The organism is Paenibacillus sp. AK121 (assembly GCF_019042715.1).
In the GTDB taxonomy this organism is placed as follows: Bacteria; Bacillota; Bacilli; order Paenibacillales; family Paenibacillaceae; genus Paenibacillus; species Paenibacillus polymyxa_C.
In genome coordinates, this window is record NZ_JAHPJM010000006.1 from 215,813 (window position 1) to 232,386 (window position 16,574).

Below are 16,574 nucleotides of genomic sequence, written 5' to 3' on the forward strand. Positions count from 1 at the left end.
TTTAATCAACCAATAGCATGTTTATTCAAAAATTGAAGAATAGAATCATTGATTAAAATGGGCTGTTCTCTAAGCATGTGCGGTCGATGACTACAACCCGGAGCAACTAGATAACGTGAATCTTGGACCCATGAGCATAATTCCTGAAGCTGCTCTTCTGTGGCAAAGTCGTCATGTTCACCAGCGATAAATAATGCAGGGCACTTAATGCGGCTTAACTCATTACGTGTCAATTGCGGATATTGGCGCCAATCCTGAGCGCTCTGACGCATAAATTCCTGCCAATTACCTTGATGCGCTTCCTCATGGCGTTCCATCATTTGATGGATCATTTCATAACATTCGTTTTGGATGAGCCACTCCGGCTCAAACTCATCTGCCCCCTCAGGACATGCGACTCCACTACAGCCAATGGTGGTAAGGGTTGCGAACATTTGAGGGTGCTTCACCGCACAGTATAAAGCCACATTGCCTCCGCAGCTGTACCCAATAAGATGGGCCTTGGAGATATGTAGGGCCTTCATAAAATTAATCACATCTTCTGCAAGTTGAGGGGTACTCCATTTCAGGCTGTCACATTTCGTTCTGCCATGTCCCCGGTGATCGGGAAAATAACATGTATACTTTTGCTGAAAATCAAGTAATTGAGATGAAAAAGCTAGGATTCCTCTTGAATAATGACTGTGCAAAAATATGACGGGATCTCCTGTACCCATTTTTTCATAATAAATCTCTAAATCCTGAATTTTTACGTATGGCATGTGATCCTCCTCATTTTCATTGCGTCCTGTATCTTTTACATTCCTTCGTCCGTCTATCTTAATATAAATGAAAACCATTCCAGCTGGAGTGATGTAAGTATGTACATATCTCATTTATTCGTTCCGATGAAGCCGTAGATTTTCTGTTTTGGCTTGGGTCTGGTCTTGTAACAGGCCCTGTAAATGCTTGCTCCGACGGTACAGTAAGGATTGGAGATATCATTTCATTCATTGAACAGGTAACAGGGAAACAAGCTGTGATGCAAGAAAAACAGTAGATAAGCACATGTTTCCATTCGGTATTACACAATCGTGGTACATGGATACGTCCAAAGCCCAGTCAGAGGGATACTCCTTTCTCTCCCTAAATGAATGGCTTCCAGAGCTGGTAACCAGCCTGAAACGTACCTATGAATTATAAAAAAAAGAGGACCCGAAGCTTCGGGTCCCAGCAATTTATATGATTCAAAGGGGGTCATGTCTATGTTGTACCCAGTCTATATTAAAGTAGTTTTGCAGTTATATTTCATTTTTGTAACAAAATGAAATACAAATGAGCGCAGCCAAGGCAAGAAGGCCGCTCACCGCCACAGAAATAGAGAATGCCCTGATATAATCGGACAGATTAGCATCTGAAAGCGTGTGATTGAGCGAGGATAAGAACAAGATACCGATCAAAGCGACACCCAACGAATTAGCCAAGTACATAAAGGTCGTAAACAAGCCTGAACCCGTTCCTGCCTCCTCAGCCGATACAGCACCAAGGGCGACATGGGCCAGTGGCGTTGTGGTCATCCCGAGACCTAGACCCTATACACCTAGTAGCATGATATTTTGAATATGACATAAATGGATTGTATCTAGATGTAACGATCCCTTCCCTTACCCAAATGAGGCGGAATCGTGAGTTAGCCCTTCTTTCCTGATTGGTTCTAACTATAGGATAACAAAAAAAAGAGGACCCGAATGATCGGGTCCCAGCAACATATATTATTCAAAAGGGGGTCATGTCTGTATTGTACCCGTCCTGTGTTAGAGTTGTTTTGCAGTTATATTTCATCTTTGTAACAAAATATTCCAATGTTATTTCTACGCATAATCCCCTTGGGTCAGCGAAAATACCAATACACTCGGCACCTCTCCTGAGGGATCATAGGCACCAATGGTGCGCAGCAGGCGCATCTTATTTTTCATAAGCACACGCATAGAAGCCTGGTTATTCTCTTGGCAACGGCTTTCGATCCGCTTGAGCTTCAAAGACTCGAAACCAAATTTCAGCATTTCTCCTACGACTTCTGTAGCCAGTCCCTGTCCCCAAAAAGGCCGATCCAGAATATAGCCCAGTTGTGCCTCACCCGTTCTTTCATTCCATTGCTGAAAAGAAACAATACCGAGCAACGATGAGGAGGACCGTTCGTTGAATTCATCATGCAGATTGCTCTCTCCTGTAATTCTCCGATGACATTCCACCGCAAAATGCAGGGAATCCAGTGAGTCAGCTGATATTTTAATTTGCGCAACCAGGCGTCTCATTCTTGCATAGACTGGCTTGCGAATTCGATTCACATATTGGATTACCAATGGATCGGATAAGATCCGCTCCAGCGCAGGATAATCCTCCGCTTTTAGCTGGCGCAATCGGACTCGGCGAGTGTAAAGCTCCGGCAATCCGAGACGAAGCATTTCTCTGGTCAGCACAATGTTCCCTCCTGCGGATGGATTCTGCTTTTAGCCATGCATATTTCCATACTTAAACCAGGTCCTGAATTCCCCGGTAAATTCCGGTACGCAGCTCTCGAATATAATATGCCAAAGAAGGCACATCTGCCTCCTCTGCTTGTTTTACTGCCAATTCTATATCATAGGGTACGCGTACAAAATGAATGGAAAAAGGCGTGAGCTGCTCCTCTCCCCATCGCCCCTCTAAAATGCAGTAGGAAGCCTGGGTAATATCCAACGGATTCCCGACACTCCCAACGTTAAAAAGTGTTTTTCCCTGAAAATGCTGGATAAAGGCATTATGCACATCCCCATATCCCACAACCTCTGGAGCAAAAGGTACTTTTCCACTTTCTTCAGCTAGCGGATCGAACATGGCAAGCCTTTTGGCTGGCTCATCCCATGGCTGTACGCGGTGATACACACTTTGCGGCGAGGCATGCACCAAGCGGATACGACGTCCGCTCATTCTGAAATCATAATGAAACGGCAACTGCGCCAAATACTGCACTCGCTCTGCACCCAAACGTTCGGCTTGCCAGCTAAAATTGAGATCATCCGTTATGCTAACCAGCTCATCCCAATTGCCCCGAACGACGACTTCACAATGTTGACGGATAGCATCCAGAACCTCGCACGGGCTAGGCCCTTTGCCGATCAGATCCCCCAAACAAAACACACGGCTAATGCCTCGGGAAGCAATATCCTCCAGCACCGCCTCACAAGCAGGCCAATTGCCATGAATATCTGAAATGACAGCAATACGATCCATCTGAATCTCACTCCTTTGTCCGAAACGGCTACATCTCTACACTACATTCAAGCCAACATTATGTAGTTCCAACATATATGATGAAGATGAAAAAAAGATCATGACCTATTTGCCAGATTTTAACGTAATAACACTAAGCTCCGGTCTGCACATTACCCGTATTGGCAAATGTGTCATACCAATGCCTCGGCTGACATACAGTGGCATTCTATCCGGTCCCACATGAAATAATCCCTGAATGTACTTGCGTCCACCTGGGGGTGGCATCGGTGCTCCAATGACAGGCAAACGTACCTGTCCCCCATGTGTATGTCCTGACAATTGAAGATCAAAGGACATTTGTGCCGCCACATCTGCATAGTCCGGCTCATGCATCAGTAGCAGCTTGCACATCCCATCAGGCAGTCCGTGGATTGCACGCTGCGGATTGGGCTTGCCCATGATGTTATCCTCCAAGCCGACAATGGCCACACGTTGTCCCGCGCGCTCTACAACCGCATGCTCATTTCTCAGCAGTGTAAACCCGGTTTTTGGATATAGTTCCTGAACGCCGGCGGGTAAGCCTCTATAATCATGATTGCCCAGAATAGCAAACTTACCAAGGGTAGCGTGCATGGAAGCCATAACTGGAACAGCGGCCTTCATAGATACTGAAAAATCATCTACAATATCGCCTGTAAAACAGAGCAAATCCGGCTCCAGACCAGCTATTCGGTCCGCAAGCTCGCTCAGATCCTGCTCATCCATGTGAAACCCCAAGTGCACATCGCTGAAATGCACCACCCTAATTCCGTCAAATGCAGACGGAAGACGAGGGAGAGACAAGTTGAAGCGTGTAATCTCCAAATGATTAGGCTCCCATAAGGAGGCATATCCTCCAGCCAATAGTGCAGTTCCTGCTGTGGCTAAAGCCGCTTTTTTCAAAAAACGGCGGCGGGAAGGATTGGCTGGCTCATTTGATAAGGAACGCCGCGAAGAACCGGGAGGGATAGCGGCCTCCTGATGTGGGCCATCCTGACTCTCGCGGCGGATTTGCGGCGTCTTTTCCATATGCGTTCCCCCTTGCGATCTATTCCTCTATCTCATTTTCTCAGAATCCCCTACTGTTCAGAAGCTTTAGCGATGAGTGGACAACCACTGCTCTGCATAGTCAACCAAATCCCGTTGCCTTGCGAAAAAACATGAAGCCTCTCCAATGTTCACCCGCATAAAGGATGTGGGACATTCCCGTTCAAAATCAAGTCCCAGCTGCTCAAAATCATCCGAGGTAATATTATAATCCTGAAAAGACACCCACGTTTTGGTCCCATCCACCATCATAGGGGCTTGATGCGTGACAACTTCACGTCCATTGTAGGCTGTTCGATATTCTGCCAAATGTAAGGAGGTGTTGCTGTCATGTCCGCAGCCCAGCAGCAGTACATAGGCATCTGCCTCATACAGCTTCGCCAAGGGCGAATGCTCACCCAGCCCAAAATCAAGCTCATGCGCTTCCAGCAAGCCTATAGCAGCAGGTCCACATGCCGCCAGAGAAACGTGCGGATGTCCGCTGCGCACTGTTCCCGGCAGGCCACGGAACGTTTCTACAATGACGCCCATCCCTCCGGTCAACGTCCAGGCCGGATCATAAGCAGGCATTTCCTCACGTACCAGTTCCCACCATGACTCATCCAGAGGCGGGTTCATCCAGGTGGACGGATCTGTCAAGTCGTGTGACTGTGTTGGCATCACCAGCGTCCCTTCCCGGCCAATCGCTTCGGTTAATGCGGCAAGAATGGTGGAGGCCCCGCCTGGAACAAAGCGCCCAAAGCTGCGCATCGACGAGTGAACAAGCAATGTCATGCCGCTCTGAACTCCCAGCTCCTTTAATCCTTTCATTACATCCGACCTCGTGACAGGTCGATTCGTTATCGGTTGCACAGTCACCTGTCCAGCCTCCTTTTCTCCAAAACGATACACAATATTATAATTATACCATAAGTGCTGTCCCTCGCTCCTTCCTCCATGTTACCCTCCATCATTCCTGAGCGCAAAAAAACAGGCTTTCTCCGGTTGGGAAGAAGCCTGTTTGAGTACAACCTATGGGCTGGCTCTGCTACACAGTCAGCCAGCGCTTAAACATATGCTTAGTCGTTTGCTTGTTCATTTCGGCAATAGAAGTTGTCAACGGAATGCCTTTCGGGCAAGAGCGTACGCAGTTTTGCGAATTCCCACAGCCCTCTAGCCCGTCGTCCGTCATCAATGCATCCAGGCGCTCTTCCTGATTCATTTCCCCTGTCGGATGGCTGTTAAACAGGCGAACCTGAGATATCGCCGCAGGACCGATGAACGTCGTCTTCTCATTGACGTTCGGGCATGCTTCCAGACAGACACCACAGGTCATGCACTTGGACAGCTCATACGCCCACTGACGCTTTTTCTCTGCCATTCTAGGACCCGGTCCCAGATCGTAGGTACCGTCAATCGGAATCCACGCTTTGACCTTCTTGAGCGCGTTAAACATCCGGCTGCGGTCAATGACCAAATCCCGTACTACCGGGAATGTACTCATGGGCGCAATCGTAATCGGCTGCTCCAGCTTATCGACGAGCGCTGCGCACGCCTGACGTGGCTTGCCGTTAATCACCATAGAACAAGCTCCACATACTTCCTCCAGGCAGTTTGACTCCCAGCACACCGGAGCCGTCTCTTTACCTTGGCTGTCTACCGGGTTACGCTGAATTTCCATCAGCGCGCTGATCACGTTCATTCCCGGTCTGTAGGCCAATTCAAATTCTTCCGTATAGGAACTAGCATTAGGCTCATCCTGACGAGTAACCACGAACTTCACTGTTTTATTCGACTTCACTGCTTGCTCCGACATCTAAATACACTCCCTTCTGTTATTTGCTCTTGGAATAATCTCGAACACGCGGCTTGATCAGTGAAACGTCGACCTCTTCATACGAAATTTGTGGTCCTTCCGGTGTCCAATCTGCAATCGTCGTTTTCAGATAATCTTCATCGTTGCGATCCGGGAAGTCCGGCTTGTAATGGGCCCCGCGGCTTTCGTTGCGCAGTAGCGCCCCTTTGGTCATCGCTTCAGCCAGTTCCATCATATTCCACAACTGCCGTGTAAACGCCGCACCCGCATTATTCCAGCGCGAAGCGTCATTAATGTTAATGTTCGAGTAACGCTCCTTCAGCTCCTTGATCTTGTGAATCGTAGCTTCCAGCTTATCATTATAACGAACCACGGTCATATTGTTTGTCATCCACTCACCCAGCTCTTTATGAAGAACATAGGCATTTTCTTTTCCGTCCATATGCAAAATGCGCTCATATTTCTCCGTCTGCTGATTGACTGCCGCATCAAATACCGAAGAAGCTACATCCTGTGCAGACTTTTTCAAGCCCTTGATATATTCTACAGCCTTTGGTCCAGCCACCATCCCACCATAAATGGCCGACAGCAACGAGTTTGCACCCAAGCGGTTCGCTCCGTGATACTGGAATTCACACTCACCAGCTGCGAACAGACCCGGTATATTTGTCATTTGGTTATAATCGACCCACATGCCGCCCATTGAATAATGAACAGCCGGGAATATTTTCATTGGGATTTTACGCGGATCGTCGCCGACAAATTTTTCATAAATCTCAATAATGCCGCCCAGTTTTACATCCAGCTCTTTCGGGTCCTTGTGAGACAGATCCAGATAGACCATGTTCTCGCCGTTAATACCCAGTCCATCATCAACGCATACGCTGAATATTTCACGTGTCGCAATGTCGCGAGGGACCAGATTTCCATAAGCCGGATATTTTTCTTCAAGGAAATACCATGGCTTTCCGTCTTTATACGTCCAAATGCGACCGCCCTCTCCCCGTGCCGACTCGGACATGAGACGCAGCTTGTCGTCACCAGGTATAGCCGTTGGATGAATCTGTATAAACTCACCGTTCGCATAGCGAACGCCTTGCTGATACACTGCACCGGCAGCCGTGCCGGTATTAATGACGGAATTTGTGGTTTTACCGAAAATAATCCCGGGACCACCAGATGCCAGAATAACGGCATCCGCTGCAAAAGTCTTCACTTCCATCGTACGCAAATCTTGCCCGCAAATCCCTCGACAGATGCCTTCATCATCCAGTACAGCCTGTAAAAACTCCCAGTTCTCGTACTTGGTCACCAAACCCGCAGATTCCCAGCGTCGTACCTGCTCATCGAGAGCATACAGGAGCTGCTGTCCTGTCGTCGCACCAGCAAAGGCTGTGCGATGATGCTGGGTACCGCCAAAACGGCGGAAATCCAGCAGTCCTTCTGGTGTCCGATTGAACATAACACCCATACGGTCCATGAGATGGATGATTCCCGGAGCCGCTTCGCACATCGCTTTTACCGGCGGCTGGTTTGCCAGAAAGTCACCGCCATAGACTGAATCGTCAAAGTGAATCCAGGGCGAGTCTCCCTCACCTTTGGTATTTACCGCACCGTTAATGCCGCCTTGCGCACAAACGGAGTGGGATCTTTTGACCGGAACCAAAGAAAATAAATGAACGTGGACTCCCGCCTCTGCCGCCTTGATCGTAGCCATTAGACCTGCCAGACCGCCGCCCACGACAATAATATTGGATGCTGCCATTTCTGCTCACTCCTTCTTTTCAGGATTTGTACTAAATCCCCTTTTACCATTCAGAATAGAATCTCAACACAATGTATAATTTAAATAACTCGTTTACAGTAGCTGTTTAAAAGCGCTGCAATGCACCAAGGCTGTTGCCGTTTCCTGGAATTCCGCGCTGCGGAATGCAAGCAGGGAAGCAACGAAGCCGATCGACACCACCACGAACAGGGTCATACAGATATAGGAAGATACTTTTTGGGCACGTGGTCCCACAGTAATCCCCCAACTGACCATAAATGCCCACAGTCCATTAGCAAAGTGAAATGATGCCGAAACGACACTGATTAAATACAAAATAAAATAGACTGGGTTCGTCACTATGCCATGCATTACGCCGCCTAGCTCCTCATGAGTGACATTACCCAGGGCCACCTGAAAGCGTGTGTCGTATACGTGCCAGATAATAAATACAAACGTAATGACGCCGGAAATACGCTGGAACAAAAAGCGCCAGTTACGCGAATAGCCAAACCTTTTAACATTCGGATCAGCCTGATAAGCGATATACAAGCCATAGATTCCGTGGAACAGTAATGGCAAGTAGATGAATAACGTTTCTAACACAATAACCAGCGGCAAACCATTCAGGAAGGCCACGCTGCGATTAAAGCCTTCCTTACCGCCCTCCACCGCTGTGAAGTTCGTCACCAAATGCTCAACAAAAAATAGAGCCAACGGAATGACGCCAAGAAGCGAATGCAGCTTTCTGGAATAAAATCCTCTCATCTAGGTCATGCTCCCTTCTCCCAATAATAGCGTTTTCAATAGTAATATAACATATAAAATGACAGTTCCCGACAGGGAATGTTCAACAAGGTGTCCCTTATAAGGAAAAACAAAAGTGTGAACATCTTGTGTCGCTTTCATGTTACTCCTTTTCGGCTTATAATGGAATTGCAATATACGTATTAATTATTATGTCTTTTTTGCATATAGAGAGGAAGTGGAAGATTTGTTTGAGGATTTGAACGCTTTTGCCGTCGTTGTCGAGCAGTCCAGCTTGAATAAAGCCTCCAAACTGCTGAATTTGTCCCAACCCGCCCTGTCTCGCAAAATTGCCAAGCTGGAGGAAGAGCTGGGTGTCCATCTCTTTGATCGTCGGGGCAAACGGCTCGAAATTACATCGACTGGCCGATTTGTATATACTTTCGCGCTGGAGCAACGGCAACGTCAGCTTCGCTTCTTACAAAAGCTGTCACAGCACAAAAATGAAGCCCAGAGCATGCTTACTCTGGGCGCAAGTCTTACGACACTCCAAACGACGTTGCCTACCCTCGTCGAGGCTTTCATGAGCAAGCATCCTCAGACTGAGCTAAAGCTGCTCACCGGCAAAACGCATGAAATCGTCGCCTTTGTACGCGACAAAAAAGCAGACGCCGGCGTGGTCGGGTCTGCCATTCATGAAGCTGGATTACGCTGCATTCCGTTATTTGACGATCATTTGGAGCTAGTCGTCCCCATCGGACATGAATTAACTGTCAAGACAGGAACGGCTTCAATGAAGGACCTGCAAGGATTGCCGATGATCATTTTCTCCAAAGGAACCTGGTACCGCAGCCTGACGGATGACTTGTTCCAGCGCAGCGGCATTATGCCGGATATCCGCATGGAAATCGACTCCTTCGAGGCGATTGTACGCCTGCTTCCAACCTGCAAGGCATCCGCTTTGCTGCCCAAATCCTACTTGCGCAGCGAACTGCTGCGAGATAATGGACTTACTGCATTGTACTTGCCTGATTTGAAGGAGACACGCCGAACGACCTCCCTCATATACTCAGAAACGGCCGATCTCGGCCCGACAGCACGACGCTGGATTAGCGAGACACGTGCATCGTTTGCAGGCTACCGTATGGTGTAGAGAATTTAACCCTCTTCATTGACATTAACGACCTCATCCTCAAAGCGGCCGATATTGTCATTGGAGCCGATAATGACCATAATATCGTCTGCTTTCAGCCGATCCATAGCTGTCGGCGCGATCAAGATACCATTCGCCGTATGAAGTGCCACGATGCTGCAACCAAAGCGGGTACGAGCATTTAATTCTGCTAACGTTTTGCCATTCAGACATGCAGGCACATTGAGTTCCACAATGCTGTATTCCTTGGACAGCTCCAAATAATCGAGCAGATTAGGCGTGACCAGCTGATGCGCTACCCGAATACCCATATCTCGTTCCGGATAAATGACTCGGTCCACCCCAAGCTTCTCTAACGCACGCCCATGCAGTACAGATATAGCTTTGGCTACGACTTTTCTCACACCCAGCTCCTTCAGCAAAATGGCGGTCAGGATGCTTACCTGAATATCATCACCAATTGCAACAATGCCGCAATCGAAATTACGGATGCCCAGTGACCGCAACGCATCCTCATCTGTAGCGTCCGCCACGACAGTATGTGTCAGGATCTCACTCATACTGTCTACAACATCCTCATTCCGATCAATGCCCAGCACCTCGCACCCCATATCCACCAATTGCAAAGCCAGGCTTGAGCCAAACCGTCCCAGGCCAATGACTACAAACTGCTGCGTTTTCATATCTACTCGAAAACTCCCTTACCCTATAATTATTTTACCTTCTGGATGACGATACAATTCCTTACCCTTTTTCGGTCCCAGTGCATAAGCTAGCGTGAGTGGACCCAGCCTGCCTGCAAACATCGTCAGAGTAATCACCAGCTTGCCTACAACTGACAAATCAGGTGTAAGCCCCATAGACAGCCCTACTGTACCAAATGCAGACACTGTCTCGAACAAGATCATTAGAAAATGATGATCTTCGGTTGCGGACAGAATCATCGTCACCCCAATCACGAACAGCAGCCCCAGCAAGGTAATGGTCAAAGCCTTATAAATTCGTGCCTGCGCAAGTCGGTACCGAAACAGCACAATATCTTCCCGTCCCCGCAGCATCGAAAACACCGCTCCAATGAGCAGGGCAAATGTAGTGGTCTTAATCCCGCCCCCAGTGGAGCCAGGCGAAGCTCCAATAAACATAAGTATGATGATAAAAAACTGCGTAGCCTGCCGCAAGCCTGCAATGTCCAGCGTGTTGGCACCTGCGGTACGTGGAGTAACGGACTGGAATAAAGAACCCAGCAGTTTACCACCCCAATCAAGCGAACCAAGCGTCTTTGGATTCGTAAACTCAAATACAAAAATGACGAGCGTCCCGACGACAATCAGAGCAGCTGTCATGCTGAGTACCACCTTGGTATGTAAGGATAGTCTCTTACGCTTACGATAATCTGCCAGGTCTGACATCACTACAAAACCAATACCACCCGAAATAATGAGAAACATGGCTGTAAAATTAACAATCGGATCATATACATAACCTGTCAGGCTGCGAAATTCACCGAATAAATCAAAACCAGCATTATTAAACATGGAAATGGCATGCCAAATTCCAAAATAAATCGCCCTGCCGACAGGCATATCAAATGACCAGCGAATCGAAAAAATAGCTGCACATACGCCCTCAATCATCAGCGAGTACCATAGCACCTTGCGGATCAATCCAACAATTCCTTCGACAGAGGTCTGATTCATCGCTTCTTGCAAAATAAGGCGCTCCCGCAAGGAAATGCGACGTTTGAACACCAGCGCGATCAAGGTAGCCATGGTCATAAAGCCAAGACCACCGATCTGGATCAGCGCAACGATAACGATTTGACCAAAGGTTGTAAAAAAGAGCCCTGTATCCTTAACGACAAGTCCGGTTACACAGGTCGCGGATGCGGCAGTAAACAAAGCGTCTATAAACGCAAGTGGTTTTCCTGTTGTATTAGAGATGGGCAGCATTAACAATAAACTACCTATTAGAATGATAATGGCAAAGCCTGCAACGAATATCTGCGGTGGAGAAAGCCGAAGCCAGCGTGCATTGGGATTCATCTATTCATCACTTCTCTCCTAATCCTTAAAACTATAAAAACAGTGACTTAATACGGTGTAAGCCCGCTACGCGTTCCATTTATCTTCCGATCGTCGTTGCCCCTGATTTTTTTGATTTTCCAAACCTTAAGTAGCTATAATTAGCATTCCCTGAATACAGGAAGAATGCATGTCAAACACTACTCGGCTCCCTGTGCTATTGGCGAGCAGCAGCGAAGGGGGCAGAATTGTTCTGAAGAAGCGAAGCGTTTGCCTTTATCTCCGGATTTTAACCATTAAAGGGTTTATACAATCAAAAAAATCCGGGGATAACTGCAATTGGAAGAATAATCTGAACCCGCAGCGGTCTAACCAATCCAAACACTTTTATACACACAAAAAAAGACACCGGAAAACCGAGTGCCTGACTTGGTTCCTGCCCACAGCCTACGAGGTTAGCTGACGGATTCGGACAGCACAGTATGCCCTATTTACACTTCCGGTCCATCAGGATCGGCTGTAAAATTCACCCCAGTAACATGGTTCCCCCGTTTTCTCATAGAAATTCGGCTTAAATGTATATCATTACCCATATATTTCATAGGCATTGCCTCAAGATTATAATCCTTCTCTATCCAGATCACAAAACCGATTTCGCCGAAAAAACGTGAAATTGGCTTTAATTCGCGAATAGACATCGATTAATCACAGCTTATCTAATTTTATTAAAACTTTAAAGTGCTTTCACTCTATTTTCATGAATATCGCTGGTCTGTTGGCGGGAACCTGTGCAGTATGATATCTTTAATGGATGTTCTTATTTACAGATTAAGGAGGAAACTCATGAATCCTATCGGGAAACCGGTCGTGCTCACGGCCAACTTCAAAAAATTAGGCTTGCTGGGCGGGGTTGGCCTGATTTGCTTTTTTATCTTTCAATTGCTTATTCCCTCAATTAGCAATCCAAGTCCGGAATCATTGATGAATGCAAAGGTCATCAGCAAACAAGAAGCGGTCATACACGCCCTGGACTTTGCCCGTTCCGAGCTGGGCTATACGGAATCACAGCCAGAGAAGCCCGTCGTAACCTATCAGGCTGAAACAGATTTGTACGGTTATTTATCCAGAGAAAAATTGGTTCAAGAGTACGATCGTACATGGAAAAAAAATTATCCTTATGAAACCTTTCGGGTTGATTTGCCTGACTCCTCAGCGAAGGGCAAGCTGCAAATCCATGTGGATTTATCCACTGGGAAGGTCGTTAGCTTTAAACGGATCACCTCCAGCACCAATTACACACAGGCTGATGTTTCTACAGATGAACAAGCACGAAGCAGACTTGTACGTGTAGCTGAGGGTGACATGACGCTCGAAGCCAAGGAACAGGCTGCAGCAATATGGATCAAACGCTTTGGCTTTAAGCCATCTGAATTGAAGCTCGCGACCACTGAGGGGGAAGGTGGATTAAAATATACCGTGGACGAAAAGAAAATCGGCGCCTCGGTACTTACGCTGGCTTTTACTTTTGAAGACGGGGATGTTCGCTCGTTTACCCAAAGCTTTTCGGCCCCTTCGTCCTATACCGACTATGTTAAAAAGCAAACATACTGGGCGAATTGGATGACTTATGCGGGTTATGCCCTATTTAGCTTTGTCCTGGGCGTACTTGCCATTGTGTATGCGTCACTCACTCGACGACATACTTCATTTGTTCGTGGTATTATTCTGTCCATTGTATACTTTATTGCTAGTATAGCTGGGACAATGAACATGCTACCTTTATTGCAAGCTGAAGCAGGCAGTAAGGGCATGCTTTTATTTCTTATGGTATTCCAGGTTGGTGTTACCTTCTTCATGGCTGTAGCTATCTATTTCTCCTTGGTAGGCGGTGACGGGCTTATGCGTCAGGTTGGACTAAATGCATGGCCACGTGCTAAAGAGCCAGGCTACGGACTGTATGTGCTTCGCAGTATGTATGTCGGTTACTTGTGGGCCTTCATTTTACTGGGCGTACAATCCATTTTGTTCTTTGTATTGGAGCGCACATTTAATACGTTCTCCACTACAGACGCCACGCAGTCCCCTTACAATATGGCTTATCCATGGCTATTGCCGATTATGGCTTGGATGGCAGGTATTGGAGAAGAAACTGTTTACCGTCTATTTGGTATTCCGATGGTAAAAAAAATAGTCAAGAATACGTTTGTTGCTTGTCTGATCACTACGCTTATTTGGGCACTGGGACATACGCTTTATCCGATCTATCCGGTGATTTCCAGACCTATTGAGCTGACTTTTCTTGGTTTGCTGTTTAGTTTCGTGTTCTTGCGTTACGGCTTTATCGCTGCTATGTTCAGCCACGTTATTTTTGACAGCATATTAATGGGACTTAGTGTGATAAGTCTGGGAGACACCGTGAATGTGAGCGCCGGCCTATTCTGGATCTTACTTCCGGCTATTGTAGGCTACATCATTTACTGGTTTAGTCCCAAAAAGCCTAATCGAATCATGTTTGAACCCATGAAAAAAGAGGAGCCGTATTCTACGACTCCTCCTCCCGAAGGGCAGCTATAATTTGACGAGCAAGCTTATCCCCAATAGAGAGAGGCCGGAAGTCTTCGACGCTGGCCTCTCTTATTTTTTTGAGCGATCCAAAATGCTTGAGCAGCAACTTACGCCGTTTCTCGCCGATGCCTGGAATGGAGTCCAACTGGGAAGTTACCATAGATTTGCCGCGCTGCTCGCGGTGGAACGTAATGGCAAAACGGTGAACCTCGTCCTGGATCCGTTGCAGCAGATAAAATTCCTCGCTATTGCGTGCAAGTGTCACGGCCTCAAATGTTTCTCCCATCAGTAGTTGGGAAGTTCTGTGTTTGGCATCTTTCACCAAACCACACACAGGTATAAACAAACCCAACTCATTTTCCAATACATCGGTTGCCGCTTTAATTTGTCCACGCCCACCATCGACAATGATCAAGTCGGGACGTTCAAGATTTTCCTTCAGCACACGTTCATATCGACGCCGAATAACCTCACGCATCGTCTCATAATCATCTGGTCCCTGCACGGAACGGATCTTGTATTTTCGATACTCCTTCTTGGCAGGCTTGCCATCAATAAAGACGATCATGGCCGAGACTGGATCAGAACCCTGAATGTTGGAATTATCGAACGCCTCTACCCGATGCAGACTATCCAGCCCAATGGCACGTCCCAGATTGCTTGCAGCTTTGGATGTCCGTTCCTCATCCCGCTCGATCAGCTTAAACTTCTCATCCAGAGCAACACGTGCATTTTCCGTCGCCATACCCGTCATTTGCTTTTTCAGCCCACGCTGTGGCACAAGTACTTTTATATCCAACCATTCAGCCAGAGCGAGAGCTGCCGTAGATGGGTCCTCCAGTCCACCGGATAGTTGAGTTTCTGTTTCTGTTTCCCCGGTTTCTTGGTCACCAACTTGAGCTTGATTCGTTCCTTCTGCATAAGCTGCTCGTGCTTCGGCTACCCGCAGTGGGTCAGCAGAACGGTCTGACTCCGTTTGTACTGCTTCCTCATCTGTAATCCCGGTAGTCTCAGCTGTAGTTGCACTGTAAAGCTCAGTTTCTGTTGCAATCGGTTGATCAACATCAGCCGATTTTGCTTTCATCAGCTTAGGAGAATCCGGCAACAATATCTCCTGCGGTACTGCCGGGTTGTCACTGTAATATTGCGTCACATAGGACATAAAATCACTGTAAGCTTCACCGTAGAAAGGGAAAGTCGACATATGGCGCTCGATCATTTTACCCTTACGGACATATAGAATCTGTACACACATCCAGCCCTTATCTACCGAAAAGCCGAATACATCCCGGTCCTTCGCATCAGATGTGGTGATTTTCTGCTTTTCCATCATCGCGTCGATGCTAATAATCTGATCCCGCAGCTCCTTGGCACGCTCAAAGTACAATTCCTCTGCGGCCTCCTGCATTTTACGTTGGAGATCCTTTTTAATTTCCTCATGTCCTCCACTCAAAAAGGAACCAATCTCCTGACTGATCTGGTCATATGTTTCCTTCTCAACCTCTTTCACACAAGGTCCCAAGCACTGATGCATGTGATAATACAGACACACTTCTTTTGGCATCACACCGCACTTGCGCAGCGGATACATACGATCCAGCAGCTTTTTCGTCTGATGTGCCGCGTAGGAATTAGGGTACGGTCCAAAATATTTCGCTTTATCTTTCAGAACGCGACGGGTTACCTCCAGCTTGGGGTGTGCCTCGTTCGTAATTTTCAAGTACGGAAAGGTTTTATCATCCTTCAACAGCACGTTATAACGCGGCTGGTGCTTTTTAATAAGGTTGCACTCCAGAATGAGCGCCTCCATATTACTGCCTGTAACGATATATTCAAAATCACGAATATCGGCAACCAGTCGTTGCGTCTTGCCGTTATGGCTACCTGTAAAATAGGAACGGACCCGGTTTTTCAACACTTTGGCCTTGCCGACATAAATGATGGTGCCTTCACTGTTCTTCATCAGATAACAGCCTGATGCATCCGGCAGTAATGCTAATTTGTGCCGTATATTCTCCAGCGCCTTCTCCTGGTTCTGCAAGTCCTCCGCATAGGATTTCATTCGCCCGGTTCCTCCTTCCATTCTTAATGACTGCTCAACTAATACTTATATTATATAGGAATAATGCACAAAAACGCCCCCGGTATATATAACCGGAGGCATTGACTGTTCATGGCGCTCCACCAAGCCCCCGCAGGAGCATGGGT

The 16,574-nt window shown here is 47.3% G+C and carries 14 protein-coding genes and 1 riboswitch; of the genes, 2 read left to right on the forward strand and 12 right to left on the reverse strand.

The window, feature by feature from the left end:
• Positions 1–5: 5 nt before the first annotated feature.
• The 9 genes from KSP24_RS13445 to KSP24_RS13485 all read right to left on the reverse strand — a co-directional run bounded on the left by KSP24_RS13445 (position 6) and on the right by KSP24_RS13485 (position 8,648).
• Positions 6–761, reverse strand: coding sequence for an alpha/beta fold hydrolase (locus tag KSP24_RS13445; RefSeq protein WP_216975391.1), 756 nt, complete (start codon positions 759–761; stop codon positions 6–8).
• A gap of 519 nt (positions 762–1,280) precedes the next feature.
• Positions 1,281–1,556 (reverse strand): MFS transporter, encoded by a 276-nt coding sequence (locus KSP24_RS13450; RefSeq protein WP_216975394.1) that lies wholly within the window; start codon positions 1,554–1,556, stop codon positions 1,281–1,283.
• A 294-nt stretch (positions 1,557–1,850) separates the two neighbouring features.
• Positions 1,851–2,459, reverse strand: coding sequence for a GNAT family N-acetyltransferase (locus KSP24_RS13455; RefSeq protein WP_058711987.1), 609 nt, complete (start codon positions 2,457–2,459; stop codon positions 1,851–1,853).
• 52 nt (positions 2,460–2,511) lie between these two features.
• On the reverse strand, positions 2,512–3,252 hold the full coding sequence (locus KSP24_RS13460; RefSeq protein WP_058711986.1) for a metallophosphoesterase family protein: 741 nt from the start codon (positions 3,250–3,252) through the stop codon (positions 2,512–2,514).
• 105 nt (positions 3,253–3,357) lie between these two features.
• Positions 3,358–4,302 carry a metallophosphoesterase gene (locus tag KSP24_RS13465; RefSeq protein WP_216975396.1) on the reverse strand — a complete coding sequence of 315 codons (945 nt, stop codon included), beginning with the start codon at positions 4,300–4,302 and terminating at the stop codon, positions 3,358–3,360.
• Between the two features lie 66 nt (positions 4,303–4,368).
• Entirely contained in the window at positions 4,369–5,178 is an 810-nt protein-coding gene (locus KSP24_RS13470; RefSeq protein WP_013372868.1) for an AAC(3) family N-acetyltransferase, read from the reverse strand.
• A 169-nt stretch (positions 5,179–5,347) separates the two neighbouring features.
• Entirely contained in the window at positions 5,348–6,115 is a 768-nt protein-coding gene (gene sdhB, locus KSP24_RS13475) for a succinate dehydrogenase iron-sulfur subunit (protein ID WP_013372870.1), read from the reverse strand.
• 19 nt (positions 6,116–6,134) lie between these two features.
• Complete coding sequence (gene sdhA, locus KSP24_RS13480; RefSeq protein WP_013372871.1) at positions 6,135–7,880, reverse strand: succinate dehydrogenase flavoprotein subunit; 1,746 nt, start codon at positions 7,878–7,880, stop codon at positions 6,135–6,137.
• Between the two features lie 93 nt (positions 7,881–7,973).
• A complete protein-coding gene (locus tag KSP24_RS13485) occupies positions 7,974–8,648 on the reverse strand; it encodes a succinate dehydrogenase cytochrome b558 subunit (RefSeq protein ID WP_025674087.1) in 675 nt (224 codons plus the stop codon).
• A 226-nt stretch (positions 8,649–8,874) separates the two neighbouring features.
• Between KSP24_RS13485 and KSP24_RS13490 the strand changes: the two genes are divergently transcribed.
• Positions 8,875–9,780, forward strand: coding sequence for a LysR family transcriptional regulator (locus KSP24_RS13490; RefSeq protein ID WP_058711984.1), 906 nt, complete (start codon positions 8,875–8,877; stop codon positions 9,778–9,780).
• A gap of 5 nt (positions 9,781–9,785) precedes the next feature.
• Here the strand turns inward: KSP24_RS13490 and KSP24_RS13495 are convergent, their stop codons facing one another.
• Entirely contained in the window at positions 9,786–10,463 is a 678-nt protein-coding gene (locus KSP24_RS13495; RefSeq protein ID WP_013372875.1) for a potassium channel family protein, read from the reverse strand.
• An 18-nt stretch (positions 10,464–10,481) separates the two neighbouring features.
• Complete coding sequence (locus KSP24_RS13500) at positions 10,482–11,822, reverse strand: TrkH family potassium uptake protein (RefSeq protein WP_013372876.1); 1,341 nt, start codon at positions 11,820–11,822, stop codon at positions 10,482–10,484.
• Between the two features lie 408 nt (positions 11,823–12,230).
• Positions 12,231–12,383, reverse strand: a riboswitch (cyclic di-AMP (ydaO/yuaA leader).
• A gap of 261 nt (positions 12,384–12,644) precedes the next feature.
• Between KSP24_RS13500 and KSP24_RS13510 the strand changes: the two genes are divergently transcribed.
• Positions 12,645–14,375: a CPBP family intramembrane glutamic endopeptidase gene (locus tag KSP24_RS13510; protein ID WP_013372878.1), complete on the forward strand. Its 1,731-nt coding sequence runs from the start codon at positions 12,645–12,647 to the stop codon at positions 14,373–14,375.
• Here the strand turns inward: KSP24_RS13510 and uvrC are convergent.
• Positions 14,344–16,428, reverse strand: a complete 2,085-nt coding sequence (uvrC, locus tag KSP24_RS13515; protein WP_058711981.1) for an excinuclease ABC subunit UvrC — start codon at positions 16,426–16,428, stop codon at positions 14,344–14,346. The two genes, KSP24_RS13510 and uvrC, sit on opposite strands and share 32 nt — an antisense overlap.
• Positions 16,429–16,574 lie beyond the last annotated feature (146 nt).

What these genes read in the sequence shown, in the direction of transcription:
- KSP24_RS13450 (WP_216975394.1), bottom strand. Translation starts at nt 1,556, where the DNA reads ATGACCACAACGCCACTGGCCCATGTCGCCCTTGGTGCTGTATCGGCT.
- KSP24_RS13495 (WP_013372875.1), bottom strand. Translation starts at nt 10,463, where the DNA reads ATGAAAACGCAGCAGTTTGTAGTCATTGGCCTGGGACGGTTTGGCTCA.
- KSP24_RS13510 (WP_013372878.1), top strand. Translation starts at nt 12,645, where the DNA reads ATGAATCCTATCGGGAAACCGGTCGTGCTCACGGCCAACTTCAAAAAA.
- sdhA (WP_013372871.1), bottom strand. Translation starts at nt 7,880, where the DNA reads ATGGCAGCATCCAATATTATTGTCGTGGGCGGCGGTCTGGCAGGTCTA.
- KSP24_RS13500 (WP_013372876.1), bottom strand. Translation starts at nt 11,822, where the DNA reads ATGAATCCCAATGCACGCTGGCTTCGGCTTTCTCCACCGCAGATATTC.
- KSP24_RS13485 (WP_025674087.1), bottom strand. Translation starts at nt 8,648, where the DNA reads ATGAGAGGATTTTATTCCAGAAAGCTGCATTCGCTTCTTGGCGTCATT.
- uvrC (WP_058711981.1), bottom strand. Translation starts at nt 16,428, where the DNA reads ATGAAATCCTATGCGGAGGACTTGCAGAACCAGGAGAAGGCGCTGGAG.
- KSP24_RS13460 (WP_058711986.1), bottom strand. Translation starts at nt 3,252, where the DNA reads ATGGATCGTATTGCTGTCATTTCAGATATTCATGGCAATTGGCCTGCT.
- KSP24_RS13445 (WP_216975391.1), bottom strand. Translation starts at nt 761, where the DNA reads ATGCCATACGTAAAAATTCAGGATTTAGAGATTTATTATGAAAAAATG.
- KSP24_RS13465 (WP_216975396.1), bottom strand. Translation starts at nt 4,302, where the DNA reads ATGGAAAAGACGCCGCAAATCCGCCGCGAGAGTCAGGATGGCCCACAT.
- sdhB (WP_013372870.1), bottom strand. Translation starts at nt 6,115, where the DNA reads ATGTCGGAGCAAGCAGTGAAGTCGAATAAAACAGTGAAGTTCGTGGTT.